Origin of the sequence: Veillonella montpellierensis DSM 17217 (genome assembly GCF_000426745.1) — a bacterium.
GTDB classification, from domain to species: domain Bacteria; phylum Bacillota; class Negativicutes; order Veillonellales; family Veillonellaceae; genus Veillonella; species Veillonella montpellierensis.
This window is the reverse complement of the sequence record NZ_KE384565.1, coordinates 1,811-17,210: the sequence shown is the minus strand read 5'-3', so window position 1 is coordinate 17,210 and position 15,400 is coordinate 1,811. Positions and strand designations below refer to the sequence as shown.

The following is a 15,400-nucleotide window of genomic DNA, read 5'->3' as shown; positions in this document are numbered from 1 at the left end:
GCGGCTATGTAGTGGTATAATTTGATTAGAAGACGATTCAGTTGATGACGTAGAGAGGGCGCTTCATCGATGAGTAGAGTAGCCCCATGCATGGACAGATACAGGCATAGCGGTTAGGAAGGAGGCAGCATGGCGTATATTGCATTATATAGAAAGTATCGACCTAAGACTTTCACCGACGTGGTGGGACAACATCATGTGAGCGATACGTTGATGCGAGCCATTCGTGAAGATAAAGTGGCCCACGCGTATTTATTTGCAGGCCCTCGTGGAACGGGAAAAACGAGTATGGCTAAGATTTTTGCACGGGCCATTAATTGTGAACAAGGTCCTACCGACCATCCTTGTAACGAATGCCAATCGTGTCGTCAAATTTTAGAAGGTCAGGCGATGGATGTATTCGAAATTGATGCGGCTTCGAATCGAGGCATTGATGAAATTCGCGCATTGCGGGAAACCATCAAGTTTATGCCCGTAGAGGGGCGTAAGAAAATCTACATCATCGATGAAGCGCACATGTTGACGACGGAAGCGTGGAATGCGTTGTTAAAAACCATTGAAGAACCGCCAGCCCATATTATGTTTATCTTTGCCACCACGGAATTAGAAAAATTACCGGTTACGATTTTGTCGAGGTGTCAACGCTATACATTTAGGCGGATTACGGTAGATGATATTGCAGAGCGATTACACTATGTGGCGGCGCAAGAATCGATTCCCTTAGACGAGGGAGCGGCGCAATTGATCGCGATTCATGCCGATGGGGGCTTGCGTGATGCGTTAAGTATATTGGATCAATGTGCCGGTATGGCAACAGATACGATTACACCGCAAGTGGTAGAAAGTATCATGGGCCTCGTGAGTAAGAAGTGGATTTTGACGCTCTTTGATGCATTGCGCCTTGGTGATGGATCTATAGTGTTACGGTGTATCCAAGAAGCGCTCGTAGAAGGGCGTGATGCGATTCAGATTGTAGAGGCCTCCATACGTCATATTAGAGCGCTATTAATTGCTAAGGTGATGCCTGAGGCGGATGAGATTAAAGTGTATGACACATGGCAATCGTCTTTTTTGGCGCAAAGTGAGGCGATTACGGTGGATGACATCAATCGTTACATTCGCGCGTTGCAGAGGATTCAAAATGATGCGAAACAAGTGGATAATCCGAGGACGATCGTGGAAATGGGATTTTTGGTGCTCTGTTCACAAGTGGCGACCTATGACGATTCTATGGAAACACGAGTATCTGTATTAGAACGGACGGCACAGAAACGTGATGAAAGTCTGCTAAATCGTGTGGCGCTTTTAGAAGCGCAGGTAGAGGCCGCACCGACTAGTCAAGGTGAAAGGCGAGCGAGCCATGAAGTGACTGGACGTGGAGCAAGCTTTCACAGGACGGGTGAAGCACCTAATACGGTAGCGAAAGCGGGCGTGACAGGACCAGAAGTGGGGCGCACACCGCCTCTAGAGGCCCATACCGAGGTAGCGACAGACGTGGCCCCCTCAGCCACTATGACGAAGGGCGAAACGCCCTCGGTAGATGTTACTACACCGATAGATACTGTACAGACTGAGTATCGTACGCCACCCCCTAAGGCGCGTACGAGCACTACGGAAAAGAAACAATCGCCATCGACACTTCGTGTGACGAGTACGGGGCAAGGTGTGACGATTGGGACGGGGATTGTTCGCACAGATGAATATAGAAACATTCATGGCAAAGTGTTACAATGGATGCAGTGCCATAAAAAAAATATGTGTGCTGGATTTTATCGGTCTGGGCAAGTGGTCTATGTGGATACGAGCCGTGTGGTCATCGTCTTTAACAGTGATTTTAATATCAAGATGGCTTCCACGGAGCAGATGATAGCTGATGCGACGGAAGCGTTTGGCGCAATACTCGAGTATCCGATTACGATGGAGGTCATCGGTGCTGGCACGGAGGAAGACCAAGGGTATCGAAGAGCGGCCCATGAGGCTATGAAAGCGCGAAGTGCAGCCACTGATACAGTAAACGCAGCACCGTCTAAGGCCTATGTAGAGGCGGCAGAGCAGATGGCGTCACGGCTTACGCGAAAACCGACGAAGACTGTGGAAAAAGAGGTATCGGCTCCTACTAGCGAAGTGATGGTAGAAAGCTTTGCGCAAGATGCATCACCTACGGATAGTAAGGTGACGAACCTAGACGAGGCAGAGACCCGAGTAAAATGGGATATACAGCACATGAGTGAGGAAGAGAAACAAAATCCCTTGTTAGTAGAAACACTACGATGTTTTTCAGCAGAGGATTATGATATTTATAAAGAATATATTAATGATGAGCAGGAGGAAAAATAATGTTTGGTAATATGGGAAATATGGCAGGTATGATGAAAAAAGTTAAAAAAATGCAAGAAGATATGAAGAAGATGCAAGAAGAACTTAAAACACGTACTGTAGAAGTGTCTGTTGGCGGTGGAGCGGTAGCCGTAGTGATGAATGGGGAAAAAATGATTGAATCCTTAACCATTAATCCGAGTGCCGTAGATCCAGAGGACGTAGAAATGTTGGAAGATTTAGTAAAAGCGGCGATTAATGAAGCAAGTAAGAAAATTGATGACTTGTTAAGCTCTGAAATGGGGAAAGTAACAGGTGGTTTGAACTTGCCAGGTGGTTTATTCTAATATGGCAGCAAATTCGTTAGAACGGTTAGTGGAACAATTTCGACGCCTCCCTGGTATCGGCGCTAAGTCGGCACGTCGCTTGGCATATCACTTGGTAGAAATGGAACAGGATGAGGTAGATCAACTAGTGAATACCATTGTGGAAGCTAAGGCGGCCACCCATCGTTGTTCCTGTTGCTTTCACTTGTCATCGCAAGATCCTTGCGAATTTTGCAGCGACGAACGGCGTGATAGAACGACGATTCTCGTAGTAGAAACGTCACGCGATGTAATCGCCATTGAACGAAGTGGCGATTATAAAGGATTATATCATGTGTTAGAGGGTGCTTTGTCGCCTATGGACGGCATTGGGGCCGATGATATTCGCATTAAAGAACTCATTGCCCGTTTGCGCGATGGCACCGTAGAGGAAGTCATTTTAGCGACGGATCCCGACGTGGAAGGGGAAGCGACTGCGTTGTATTTGGCTAGATTACTACAACCGAGTGGCATTAAAGTGACACGCATTGCGCGCGGTATTCCTGTAGGTGGCGACATTGAATATGCCGATGAATTAACCTTAGGCGGTGCCGTAGTCAATCGTCAAGAAATGTGAGGTATCTATGGATATAGTATCACTGGTAGCATCGAATCCGTTAGTGGCTCAGAATGCTACTGTACAAGAATTACTAGCGAATCCTACGCTGGCCGTCATCGCAGTTATTGTGGTGATTGCCTTGCTGATTAAAATCGCTTTTTATACGATAAAACGAATTGTGTTGAATGTGGTGATAGGTTATTTGTTTTATCTAGGGGTCAATCATGTTTCTCACACTGCGGTGGATATGAGTTTTTTGAGTTGGCTCTTAACGGCGCCTTTAGGCCCCTTACCCGTGATTGTTACGTGGTTACAACATAATTTCTAATGCCTAGGAGGTCATGATGAACATCAATGCACAACAACGCCGTGTGGTAGAAGAGCTCGATCGCAATCTATTATTGTTGGCGTCAGCAGGTACGGGCAAGACGAATACGCTCGCCTATCGAGTGGCGCACATTATTCGTTCTGGACGGGCTAATGGAGAGGCAATACTCTGCATGACATTTACCAACAAGGCGTGTCATGAGATGAAAGAACGCATACAATCTTTGGTGGGCATCGATGCAAAAGCTGTGGAAGTAAGTACATTCCACAGCTTTTGTTATAAAATTTTACGAGAAGAAGCGCGTCTCAATGAAATGCTACCATCGGACTTTACCATCTTTGATGAAGAAGATTGTAAAGAATTATGGCAACCATTAAAACCAGCACGGATGAAAGAGATGGACTTTCAAAATCTTCTCATGTGTATCAAGGAATATCGGTCATTGTATGACTATGATTCGGAGGATGCACGAGAAGATTATAGAAAAACGATTGAACGGCTCTATGAAGAGGAATACTTGAAAATCGTTTCCTATTTTGGTGGCGCCGACAGTCTTGTTATGAAAGAGGATCGTGAGCAGTTTCGCCAGCAAGGAGCAGATATACTCATAGCCTATGAAACAGCTCTACAAGCCGTACATGGCGTAGATTTTATCGATTTAGTAAGCCTCGTGCATCGCTTGTTTAAGGATGAAGTGATTCGAGAACGGTGGCAGAGACGCTACTCGTATATTGCAGTAGATGAAATGCAGGATACGGGCGAATTAGAATATCGCGTCATGTCCCAACTATGGCCAGGCAATCATGTCTTACTATGTGGGGATTATTTTCAAACCATTTATGAATGGCGCGGATCGAATCCGTTCAAGCTACTTAGAGACTATCAGCGTGACTTTCAGCCCCTATCGATTATTTTTTATGAAAACTATCGGTCCAATCGAACCTTATTTAGTGCGGCCTTTCAAACGCTGGAAGCCATGTTCCCTGATCTAGTAGGATCCATATACGATGTGATGCCACGGTCAGTGAGCCAGGAAAATGGAGAGCCCATCATGATTCATGAGGCGCGATCGGAACGAGAAGAGGGGGCCTATATCTTTCATTCGATTCAAAAGTTGCCAAAAGATGCGCGCACGTGTGTACTGGTGCGCAACAATCGAAAGGCCCAAGACCTAAGCCGACGGTTTGCACAACTCAATGAAGATACACCTGAAGACGCTCAGCGACAGTTTATGATCATCGACGAGTTTAAATTTTTCCGCCGTCAAGAAATCAAAGATGTGATGGCCTATTTTAAATTACTGATAAATCCCTACGATGCGTTGAGTGCCAAGCGGATTATGAAACGCTATGTGAAAGGCATCGGCGAAGGGCGACTACGGGACATCGAACGTGACGAAGTGCGCCAAGCGGGGATAGCGATTACGGACTTTTTACAAATGCCTATTTTTGAAGAAGAACCGTATGCTAAATTATTGGCCGCCCTAGAGGAAGGCAATGTAATTGTCTATGACGTGGAAAGTACGGGTACCGATACGACGAAGGATTACATTATCCAAATTGCAGCGATTCGCATTAATGGTCAAGGAGAGGTATTAGACAAGTTTGAACGCTTTATCAAGCCTCCCAAGTCCGTAGGTGATTCAGAAGCGGTCCATGGCTTTAGTGACGACTATTTAGCTACCCATGGAGAGGAAGCATCGGTTGTCCTAGAAGCGTTTACCTCTTTTTCTAAGGGCGCTGTGATTGTGGGCCATAATGTGAATTACGATGTGAGCATTTTAACGAGTGAACTCTATCGTCATCAACTAGGAGAACCCGATTTTATGGCCGTCTATGATACGTTGGCGATGGCACGGCGTTTCTATCCAGACCTACCGAATCATAAACTCGGCTATTTAAGCGAAGTATTTCCCATTTCTCATAAACCAAGTCACAATGCGTACGATGATATTATGGCGACCGCGTTGCTATTGGTGTATATGGTGGATCACAATATTGTGCCGACCCAGGCGATACGTATGGCCATCATTGCCAAGTATAAACATGCCTTTGCCACCATTGCTTCACAAATGGCGACCTTGGCGCGTAAAAGTAAAAGTGAGGCGCCTACGAGTTTATTGGCCTATATTATGAATGAAATGGGTGTTATTGACTATTATAAAGAACGCCATGAAATGGCACGCGTCGAATATATTCGTGATTTATACCGCATATTAGAGCGGTTAGAACAGACAAATACGGCGATGAATGGACATGATCGATTGCAGTATATATTGCAACTAGCGGCCTTGACCGCTGGCGAAGTGGATTGTCGCATTAAACAGGAACAACGCATCCCTATTATTACCATTCACCAAGCAAAGGGCAGTGAATTTGATTATGTGTGGTTAGCGGGCATGAATGAAGGACAATTCCCAAACTATATGGCGGTGAAAGAGGGGCACATCGATGAAGAAAAACGATTATTCTATGTGGCCTTAACGAGGGCAAAAGAACGGTTAGTGATTACGTATAGTAAAGAAAATGCTTATGGCAGACCGACTAGGAAAAGTTCCTTATTAGCCTATTTGCCAACGGATCCAACATTTGTAGATACTGTGTAGCATGCTCATGATGGTACTCCTTTCATAGTAGGTCGTCATGGCTGATGGCACATGGAAGAATGGATGCGGATAAGGTTGCTTTACCATAGTCACGCTACGACGAGAGGAAATCAATGTATGGAGTACGAGGAGGTACTATGGCAAGAAAAACAAATCGCGCCGATGATATGGTCATTTCTATTACAGAAGAAGATATACAAGGCGATACTCATACGGTAGGGGCCATCTTAGATAATCGAGGGCTACCACGAAAGGGCATGAAAAAATTATTCCATGAAAAACTAGTCCTTTTAGAGGGGCATAGATGTACACCGGAAACGCCAGTTGTAGCTGGTGATGAGTTGCGCCTACAGATGATGAAGGAGACTGTCGACTATACACCGATACAAGGGGCTATCACCATTCTATACGAAGATGAGGATCTACTCATTGTGGATAAACCGAAGGGGATGACCGTTAATTCGGGGGGACAAATTTCTTTGGCGAACCTGGTGGCGCAGTATTTCAAAGACCAGGGCATTCGGCGAAAAATTCGATTTTTAAATCGCTTGGACCGTGATACGACGGGGTGCATCGTGATTTGTAAAAGTCATGTGGCACAGAGCTTTTACCAACAACAAATGGAAACGAATCAATTTGAAAAATGGTATACCACAGTCGTGGAAGGGCGACTATTTACGCATATAGCACAGATTACAAAGGAGAAGACCTTAGTGGATGGCGCCAGCCTATCGGTGGTGCACCACGAGAATTTGCCATGCGTAGGGGAAAAAGGCGACACCTCATGCATGGATAAAGACCTACAGGTGCTCGCCTTACCGATGAAGCGCAGTGATGATGGCATTCATTATGAGGTAAGTTCGTTGGGGGTCATGACGAAAACGGGGTATTTGGTGCTAGGTACGTATGACAGTGTAGATGCCTATGGAAAAGACGTTAGACATTTGTCCGTAACCGATAGATCCTATGCATCTATGGCTGATGTGGGCCCCGTCACAAACGTGTTGGTGCGACTCTATACGGGTAAAACCCATCAAATACGCGTGGCTTTTAGCTACCTTGGCTATCCCTTGGTGGGCGATACCCTATATGGAGCCTCTCATACGGGGCATACCTTTATGTTGCGGTCCGTGTGCGTGGCGTTTACCCATATGAGAACAGGAGAGCGCATCGTAGTGCATGCGTAACCGTTTCAGTGCTGCATGTGTATGATGACAAGTAGATGTAAACGTATGGCAATAACAAGTGTGTATGGCCTAGAATGAGTAATGAGGTGCTTATGATTTCTATATATCCTACGTGGTATGATGACTTTCAGTGTAAGGGGGACAGGTGTGAACATACGTGCTGCCAAACTTGGGAAATTGATATTGATCCGGCCTCGTATGCACGATACCGAGAGCTAGAAGGACTGTTAGGTGAACGGCTTCGGGCCAGTATAGCCGGTGAGGGGGATCATCATTATTTTGCCCTAAATGAGCAAGGGTATTGCCCATTGTTGGAAGCGAGTGGATTATGTTCCTTAGTGCTTGCCAAAGGGGAAGACTATTTATGTGATATTTGCCATCATCATCCGCGCTTTTATGGATATGTGAAAGATGGAGCAGATCGGACGATTGAACTAGCTGGTGTGGGTCTAGCTTGCGAAAAGACGTGTGAGTTACTGAGTGCACCTGTAACGAGCTTGAAAAAGGCAGTGTGCGTGCCAACCTCTGATACGGGTATTAGCGATCTAGTAGGTGCTATGGATGCACCGAACAAAGATACTTTATACCTTACCGTAGGAGAGGAACATAAGATATATGGGTACACCACGGTAGATCGCCTATTAGCGCAGTTGGGCATAGATTGCACGAAAGAGGATATGGCGTTTGTGCCACTTCCGAATGAAGCGGACTATTTGATGCTGTTGTCGATTCTAGAAACAACGGAACCGATTCATCAGGCCTGGACAGAGGGCTTGTCGTGGCTTACGGCACATATACGCGATGTGGTCGCCAGAGCAGAGCACTATCAAACGGTGTATGATAGCGCTCTATTCCAACGACTCTACCAATACATTATCTATCGGCACATACCGCGCTTGGCGGACGTATCCCTTGAGGCACTTTTGGCCTATGGGCGGGATAGTGCAGAATATATCTTTATGATGGCCGCCGTTCATGGACATGAACTGGTGCAAATGGCGCGTTGGTCCGAACAAATTGAATACGATACGGATAACGTGGCGCGGCTTTTGGGGATATATGAAAGTATGTTCTCATAGGAGTAGGGTGTAGAGGACAGTGCCGAAACCAGTATATGGATTCATAGCAGTATCTCTCCTAATGTAGTATCATGATGATAGAGACTCGGTGAGATAGGTTGGTCTAATAAGAAAGATGCTAGGATTGTAAGTGATGTACATTATAGGATATCTTTTAGGCAGCTTGGGGATTACACTATAATGCTTTTTTCTATAATCTATAACTTGTAAAAAATTCGTATATTTAGACTAAATATATAGTTGATTTATTTTCCTATCTCTGGATTACTTAGAAAAACTTTAGCTACACATACTACAATATGAGTTGGTCGTCTCTTTCTAATTGTATGGATGTCAAAAATGGTTAATTTCTATATTTTTATGTTAGGCGTCATGAAGTTGTTTCCTTCTATGTCATTAGCTATTTACATAGCTGTTAGTCTCCTCTTTTCCCTTTTACAGTATCGATTCATAGTAAGATAAGTCCATTATGCAAGCTATACTCTATTAATCATATGCTCATGATGCAGGAGTTTTATATACTTGTGTAGAATATACTATATATTGGTTTATTTTATATATTGCGAGTATTACGAGATGAGGGGGAATTGTTTATATGCTTGAAAGTTATATGTCTATAGTAGAATTATGATAGATAATCATGCAAAGGGAGATTACTGGTGAGAATATCTTATCATCGGGATATAGAAAAATTGCAATAAAAAAACTCGATCCCAAGGAATCGAGAAATTTAAATGCTCCACATCGAGCAGCCCGAAAGCATTTTGAATTAATTTTTATTTGAACTCGTAATGTAATTCTATAAATAGTATAGAAGAAATAAGATAATTTGTCAATAGTTTATATAGGAGAAAGCAACTATGAGGTATAATGATGGAGATTATTACGTGGGATTGGATATTGGGACTAATTCAGTAGGATGGGCTGTTGCTACTCCAGATTATCGGATACCTAAATTTAGAGGGCATAAGATGTGGGGTAGTAGATTATTTCCAGAAGCTAATAGAGCCAATGAGCGACGTCAATTTAGAACTAATCGACGTAGGCTAGCACGAAGAAGAGATCGGCTAAATATATTAGAAGAATTATTTGCAGAGGAAATAGCAAAAGTAGATAATACTTTTTTTATGCGATTAAAAGAAAGTAAGTTTTTCTTGGACGATAAGACTATACAAGAAAAACATATTTTATTTAGTACAGATAATTTTGATGTAGAAAGTTTTTATCAAGATAATCCTACAATATATCATGTAAGACAACGATTAATGAATATTGTGCCTAATGATATTCGAGAATTATTTTTGGCAGTACATCATATATTGAAATACAGAGGCCATTTTTTATTTGAAGGACCTTTAGAACAGAATGGGCACTCTGAAGAAGACTTGCTGCGTGTTTTGCTAGGAGATAATGGGCTTGCTATTTTAGAGGATACTATCGACGTAGCAGAAATCGCTACAAGACTTAAGAATAAGCAAGAAACGAAGAGCGAACGCAAAAAAGCAATAAAAGAGTTATGGAAACCACTTCATAATCAGATAAAAGAAAAACAAGCAGAGGAAGTGGCGGGTCTTATTTTAGGCCTTACCTGTTCGGATATTTCTAAACTATTTGCTAATGATGAATATAAAACATTAGATAGTAATATTAGAAAAATTAATTTCTCTACAGGTGATTATGATGAAAAACGAAATGATTATGCAGCTAGTATAGGTGATGATATTGAGTTATTGGATACGATGAAAGCATTGTATGATAGGGTGCTTCTTTCACATATTTTGAAAGGCCACAGTAGTATTTCGGTAGCAAAGATAGAAGATTATAATACACATAAAAAGCAGTTACGGATATTAAAAGATGTATTAAAACCTTATAAGAGTTTCTATGATGAAATGTTTAGAGAAAATCACAGAAAAGAATTATCAAATTATGTCGCTTATATATCGTCTTACAGAGAGGGGAAACGCGTTAACCGGGAAAGTTTTTATAAATATGTTCAATCCGTATTAAAGAAAGTAGAGGATTCTGAATCTAAACAAGTAATTTTGGATGCTATAAATTTAGAGACATTTTTACCGTTATTGCGAGTGAGAGATAATGCGGTGATTCCACGCCAAATTCATCAAGCGGAATTAGAAGCTATTTTAGAGAAAGCCAGTCAAAAATATACATTTTTAAATGATGCGAGTGATGGTATAGCTGTAAAAGATAAAATTATGCAATTGTTTACCTTTAGGATTCCTTATTATGTGGGGCCGCTTAATCCACATAGTAGTGAAACTACTAATCATCAAAAACATGGTACAGGGTGGGTAGTTCGTAAGAACTTGGGAAAAGTATATCCTTGGAATTTTGAAGATATGGTAGACGTCAAAGCATCTGCAGAAGCATTTATTACTAATTTGACGAATAAATGTACTTACCTTATCGGAGAAGATGTATTACCAAAACATTCATTGCTATATAGTGAATATATGTTATTGAACGAATTAAATACGATTAAGTATGATGGCCATGAATTACCAATGGAGGTAAAACAGTTATACATCGATGAAGTATTTAAGCAGGAACATAAAAAACAAACAAAAGGTAGAATTATTGATTTTTTAAAAAGACAGGGCTTGATTACTAGTAGTCATACAGTAGTTATTACTGGTATTGATGATGCTATTAAGGGAGATTTACAATCCTATCGTGATATGGTACGTATTTTAGGTTTAGGATTTGATCATAGTGTTGCAGAACATATTATTCGATGGGTTACTTTGTTTGGGGAAGCCAAAGATATTTTAGAAAATAAAATACGTGAAGTTTATGGTAATAGCATTAGTGATAGTCAGATGCGGGCTATCAAAAAATTAAAATATGCTGATTGGGGAAGATTATCACAAGCCTTTTTTACTAAAATTATTGGCTGTGATAAAAGTGGAGTAGAGCGGAATATTATCACTTGTTTGCGGGAATCAAGTCAAAATTTAATGGAAATTTTGAGTGATCAGGGAACATATATAAAACAGATTAAAGCGTGGAATCATCAGCATACGACGAATATGATGGATACGCTTGATTATCAACTAGTTGATGATTTATATGTGGCACCATCGGTTAAACGATCTATTTGGCAAAGTCTATGCATTGTCGATGAAATTGTTAAAATTAGAGGACACGCACCTAAGAAAATTTTCGTTGAAGTAACTAGAACGAATCAAGCAGAAAAAATAAAAAAAGACTCACGAAAAAAACGATTAGTAGAATTATATACAGCTATTGGTAAAGAAGGTGCTGAATGGAAAAAAGAAATTGAAGGATATCAAGCGGGTGATTTTAGACAGAAAAAACTATACCTTTACTATATGCAAATGGGTCGTTGTATGTATTCCAATGAAACTATTGATATTAATACGTTGTTTACATCAGAATATGATATTGATCATATTTACCCACAGAGTTTAACTAAAGATGATAGTTGGGATAATTTAGTGTTGGTAAAATCACAGCTTAATAAAGAGAAGAGTGATACGTATCCATTAAGTGCTGTCAAAGGCAATCTGCATAATGAGAAAAATATAAGTCACTGGAAATATTTATGTCGAGCAGGATTGATTAGCGAGAAAAAATATGAACGACTCATGCGTACTACTGAATTAACGGCGGATGAATTATCCAAGTTTATTGCTCGTCAGCTAGTGGAAACCTCGCAAGCGACTAAAGCCGTTACTAGTTTGTTAGAATATTTATATAAAGATACAGATATTTGTTTTGTAAAAGCAGAAAATGTATCTCAATTTAGACATATGAATCACTTTATTAAAGTACGTGAATTAAATAGTTATCATCATGCTAAAGATGCATATTTAAATATTGTAGTAGGTAATGTATATCATGAAAAATTCACGAAAAACCCGATGAATTTTATTAAACAGTCAACAGCAAGAAGACCATATAACTTAAAGCGTATGTATGATTTTGATTTAATTAAACAAGGACAAGTTATTTGGAGTGTCAATCGGAGTTTAGGCATTGTGCATGCTATGATGCAGAGCAATGATGTACGAATTAGTAAAAAATTATTAGTTCAAAAAGGAGCATTATACAATGCAACTATTACAAAAGCACATAAGGCAAGAAAAGGAATTAATTTTCCTCTAAAAGGGTCTGATGAACGATTGTGTGATGTGCAGAGATATGGTGGTTATGAAAATATCAAGATTGCATATTATAGCGTGTTTTCTTGTTGCAAAGAAAAGTCAGATAAGGCTCATATTATTATAGTTCCTATACCAATATATATAGCTGCTTTGTTAAAAACAGAAGATGATGTTACGGCATATGCTTGGCAAACGAATCAGATTAAAGATACCTATAGTGCTATTAAGTTAGTTTATAAAAAGTTATGTATTAATACAGTGCTGAAAATTAATGGATTCAAATACTTTTTAGCTGGTAAAAGTAATAATAATGTATATTTAGATCCAGCAATCTCGGTTGTATTGGATGAAAAAGCAGTGGTATATTTAAAGGCCTTATCTAAGATTAGTCAATCGGATGATGTTGAAGCTATGGCACAATCTATAGAAGCTATTACATTAGAAGAAAATGAAGCTTTTTATGAGTTATTGCTGATGAAGATGCAAGAGAGAATATTTAAAAAAGCTTATCAAGCTAGGTTTAATAAATTAGCAAGTGAGACCACGCGGAGTCAATTCCGTCAATTAACATTAGGTGCTCAATGTGTTTGTTTGCTAGAAATTTTAAATCTATTGTCTAATAATAAAACAACATTTAATTTAACATCGATTGGAGTTTCTATGGCACGATGGACACAAAATATGAATTTGAAGAAGCTAGAAGAGTGTATTATTTATGAAACCTCTATTACAGGTCTTTATGAAAAGGCAGTTAAGTTAATATAGAAAGGTAATTCTATGAGTTGGCGTACTGTGGTGATTAGCCGTTGTGCTAAACTAGACTTTAAAATGAATTATATGATTGTCCGTCAAGAGGGAGAGGTACATAAAATATATATACATGAAATCTATGTTTTGATAATTGAATCCACAGCTGTGAGTATGACGGCAGCCTTGTTATATGCACTCATTAAAGAGAAAGTAAAAGTTATTTTTTGTGATCCGACAAGAAATCCTGTAGCTGAATTAGTAAGCTATTATGGTTCACATAATACGAGTGGTCGTTGTCGAGAACAGATGGAATGGACTGAAAGAGATAAAGTACTATTGTGGACGGATATTGTGCGTTCTAAAATACGAAATCAGGCAAGGTTGTTAGAACGAAAAGGGTTAGAGGCATATCGATTGTTAGAATCCTATATAGGAGATGTAAGGTTGGGCGATGAAACACAGCGTGAAGGTCATGCGGCTAAAGTATATTTTAATGCACTCTTTGGGACATCATTTACGCGTGATGAGGAGAGTAATATTAACGCGGCTTTAAATTATGGGTATGCTATTTTGCTATCGGCGATTAATCGAGAAGTTGTGGCGTTAGGCTATTTAACACAATTTGGATTATGTCATTCTAATCAATTTAATCCTTTTAATTTTAGTTGTGATCTCATCGAGTCACTCCGTGGTCTGGTGGATAAAACTGTCGTTGACATGGATTTAACACATTTTACAAAAGATGAAAAATATCAATTAGTTAATTTGTTATCTGAAGAGGTAATCATTGATAAACAACGACATGTACTGTCTGGGGCAATTCGTATATATTGTAAAAGTGTTATGGATGCACTCACTGCATCAGATTTATCATTAGTTAGATTTATAGAATATGAGTTATAGATTTATGAGAATTTTAGTTATGTTTGATATGCCAGCTATTACGTCGCAAGATAAAAAAGAATATCGATTGTTTAGAAAGTACTTACTATCACAGGGTTACCTTATGATGCAACAATCTATTTATGTGAAATTAGTATTAAATCAGACAAATGCAGCCTTAGCAATGAAAGGATTAATGCGGCATAAACCAAATACGGGGCTGGTACAAGTGCTGATGATTACAGAAAAGCAATTTTCGCGTATTGAACTGTTAGTAGGCAGTGTTACTTCTGAGGTTGTGGATACAACAGAACGGATGATTATATTATGAAAGTATTATATGCATTATCGGATATAGATATTGTGTTATCAGAGAATCATATCGGTACGTTGTTTATAGAAAATATGATGTATTTCAGACAGACATTGATGGAGTTATTACATCAAACTATGGGATCAGATGGGCATTGGGTGATTACGGAGGAACAGCAACATATCGATTGTAAGAAAAGTGTCATTCTTGTAACCGATTTCTTTCAATTAGAGGGGAATCAAAAACCAATTCTTTCTAAACTGCAGGCGTATTTGACAAGTGTTGCTGATGAAGAGCAAGCGCTATTATATGAAATTAATGATATACTTCAACGCTTATATCATAAAATTATTATACAAGCACCGATTGAAGTAGGGCATAAAGAATTTCTTACTGCACAAGATTTGATAAAGGCTGGTGATTTTAGATTTGAACTGGATAATTTATCCCCATTAGAGAGAGTGGTTACTTATTTAGATATTATCAGTGATTTACTGAAGAGCAAGCTGATTATTTTAGTTAATCTTAGAAAGTATATGACAGAAGAGGAATTAAAGTTAGTATACAAACATTGTATATGTAAAAAGATACGTATTTTTTGTATTGAGTCAGGTTATAGCTGTAAAAGCATTGATGAATCATTAGAAACAATTTATACTGTAGATAATGATTTATGTTTTATTTATTAAGTTGTGTAGTATTTATAGAATTACATCGCGGGTGATGGCGAAAAAATACTTTTGGCGTTAAAGTTATTTGGGGTTTGAGAGTAATGTAATTCTATAAGTGTCTAAAACCGTATAATCCTCTTTACTACTCCGAGCCTCGTTTGAGAGTAATGTAATTCTATAAGTGTCTAAAACAACAC

Annotated in this window: 11 protein-coding genes; all 11 read left to right on the top strand. The window is 39.8% G+C overall.

All coding sequences use genetic code 11. The features are described from left to right. Positions 1 to 129: 129 nt before the first annotated feature. A complete protein-coding gene (dnaX, locus tag K357_RS0108360; RefSeq protein ID WP_028258286.1) occupies positions 130 to 2,337 on the top strand; it encodes a DNA polymerase III subunit gamma/tau in 2,208 nt (735 codons plus the stop codon). Next, entirely contained in the window at positions 2,337 to 2,663 is a 327-nt protein-coding gene (locus K357_RS0108355) for a YbaB/EbfC family nucleoid-associated protein (protein ID WP_028258285.1), read from the top strand. The genes dnaX and K357_RS0108355 overlap by 1 nt, the downstream gene beginning before the upstream one ends. A 1-nt stretch (position 2,664) precedes the next feature. After that, a complete protein-coding gene (recR, locus tag K357_RS0108350; protein ID WP_038114086.1) occupies positions 2,665 to 3,258 on the top strand; it encodes a recombination mediator RecR in 594 nt (197 codons plus the stop codon). A gap of 7 nt (positions 3,259 to 3,265) precedes the next feature. Then, positions 3,266 to 3,568 (top strand): hypothetical protein, encoded by a 303-nt coding sequence (locus K357_RS0108345; protein WP_051212184.1) that lies wholly within the window; start codon positions 3,266 to 3,268, stop codon positions 3,566 to 3,568. Positions 3,569 to 3,584: 16 nt separating this feature from the next. Further along, the gene (locus tag K357_RS0108340; RefSeq protein ID WP_028258282.1) at positions 3,585 to 6,173 is read left to right on the top strand and encodes a 3'-5' exonuclease; all 2,589 of its coding nucleotides are present in this window, start codon (positions 3,585 to 3,587) and stop codon (positions 6,171 to 6,173) included. Between the two features lie 137 nt (positions 6,174 to 6,310). Continuing rightward, on the top strand, positions 6,311 to 7,360 hold the full coding sequence (locus K357_RS0108335; RefSeq protein ID WP_028258281.1) for an RluA family pseudouridine synthase: 1,050 nt from the start codon (positions 6,311 to 6,313) through the stop codon (positions 7,358 to 7,360). 92 nt (positions 7,361 to 7,452) lie between these two features. Next, complete coding sequence (gene fliB, locus K357_RS0108330) at positions 7,453 to 8,439, top strand: flagellin lysine-N-methylase (protein ID WP_028258280.1); 987 nt, start codon at positions 7,453 to 7,455, stop codon at positions 8,437 to 8,439. 860 nt (positions 8,440 to 9,299) lie between these two features. Further along, complete coding sequence (gene cas9 / locus K357_RS09265; RefSeq protein ID WP_051212183.1) at positions 9,300 to 13,352, top strand: type II CRISPR RNA-guided endonuclease Cas9; 4,053 nt, start codon at positions 9,300 to 9,302, stop codon at positions 13,350 to 13,352. 12 nt (positions 13,353 to 13,364) lie between these two features. Beyond that, positions 13,365 to 14,240, top strand: coding sequence for a type II CRISPR-associated endonuclease Cas1 (cas1, locus tag K357_RS0108320; protein ID WP_028258279.1), 876 nt, complete (start codon positions 13,365 to 13,367; stop codon positions 14,238 to 14,240). Positions 14,241 to 14,244: 4 nt separating this feature from the next. Next, complete coding sequence (gene cas2, locus K357_RS0108315) at positions 14,245 to 14,550, top strand: CRISPR-associated endonuclease Cas2 (RefSeq protein ID WP_028258278.1); 306 nt, start codon at positions 14,245 to 14,247, stop codon at positions 14,548 to 14,550. Continuing rightward, positions 14,547 to 15,221 carry a type II-A CRISPR-associated protein Csn2 gene (gene csn2, locus K357_RS0108310; protein WP_028258277.1) on the top strand — a complete coding sequence of 225 codons (675 nt, stop codon included), beginning with the start codon at positions 14,547 to 14,549 and terminating at the stop codon, positions 15,219 to 15,221. The genes cas2 and csn2 overlap by 4 nt, the downstream gene beginning before the upstream one ends. The last annotated feature ends 179 nt before the right edge of the window (positions 15,222 to 15,400 follow it).

Bases quoted from the DNA above. Each gene is read 5' to 3' on its own strand.
- cas2 (WP_028258278.1), top strand. From the start codon at position 14,245: ATGAGAATTTTAGTTATGTTTGATATGCCAGCTATTACGTCGCAAGAT.
- dnaX (WP_028258286.1), top strand. From the start codon at position 130: ATGGCGTATATTGCATTATATAGAAAGTATCGACCTAAGACTTTCACC.
- cas9 (WP_051212183.1), top strand. From the start codon at position 9,300: ATGAGGTATAATGATGGAGATTATTACGTGGGATTGGATATTGGGACT.
- K357_RS0108340 (WP_028258282.1), top strand. From the start codon at position 3,585: ATGAACATCAATGCACAACAACGCCGTGTGGTAGAAGAGCTCGATCGC.
- K357_RS0108355 (WP_028258285.1), top strand. From the start codon at position 2,337: ATGTTTGGTAATATGGGAAATATGGCAGGTATGATGAAAAAAGTTAAA.
- K357_RS0108345 (WP_051212184.1), top strand. From the start codon at position 3,266: ATGGATATAGTATCACTGGTAGCATCGAATCCGTTAGTGGCTCAGAAT.
- csn2 (WP_028258277.1), top strand. From the start codon at position 14,547: ATGAAAGTATTATATGCATTATCGGATATAGATATTGTGTTATCAGAG.
- cas1 (WP_028258279.1), top strand. From the start codon at position 13,365: ATGAGTTGGCGTACTGTGGTGATTAGCCGTTGTGCTAAACTAGACTTT.
- K357_RS0108335 (WP_028258281.1), top strand. From the start codon at position 6,311: ATGGCAAGAAAAACAAATCGCGCCGATGATATGGTCATTTCTATTACA.
- fliB (WP_028258280.1), top strand. From the start codon at position 7,453: ATGATTTCTATATATCCTACGTGGTATGATGACTTTCAGTGTAAGGGG.
- recR (WP_038114086.1), top strand. From the start codon at position 2,665: ATGGCAGCAAATTCGTTAGAACGGTTAGTGGAACAATTTCGACGCCTC.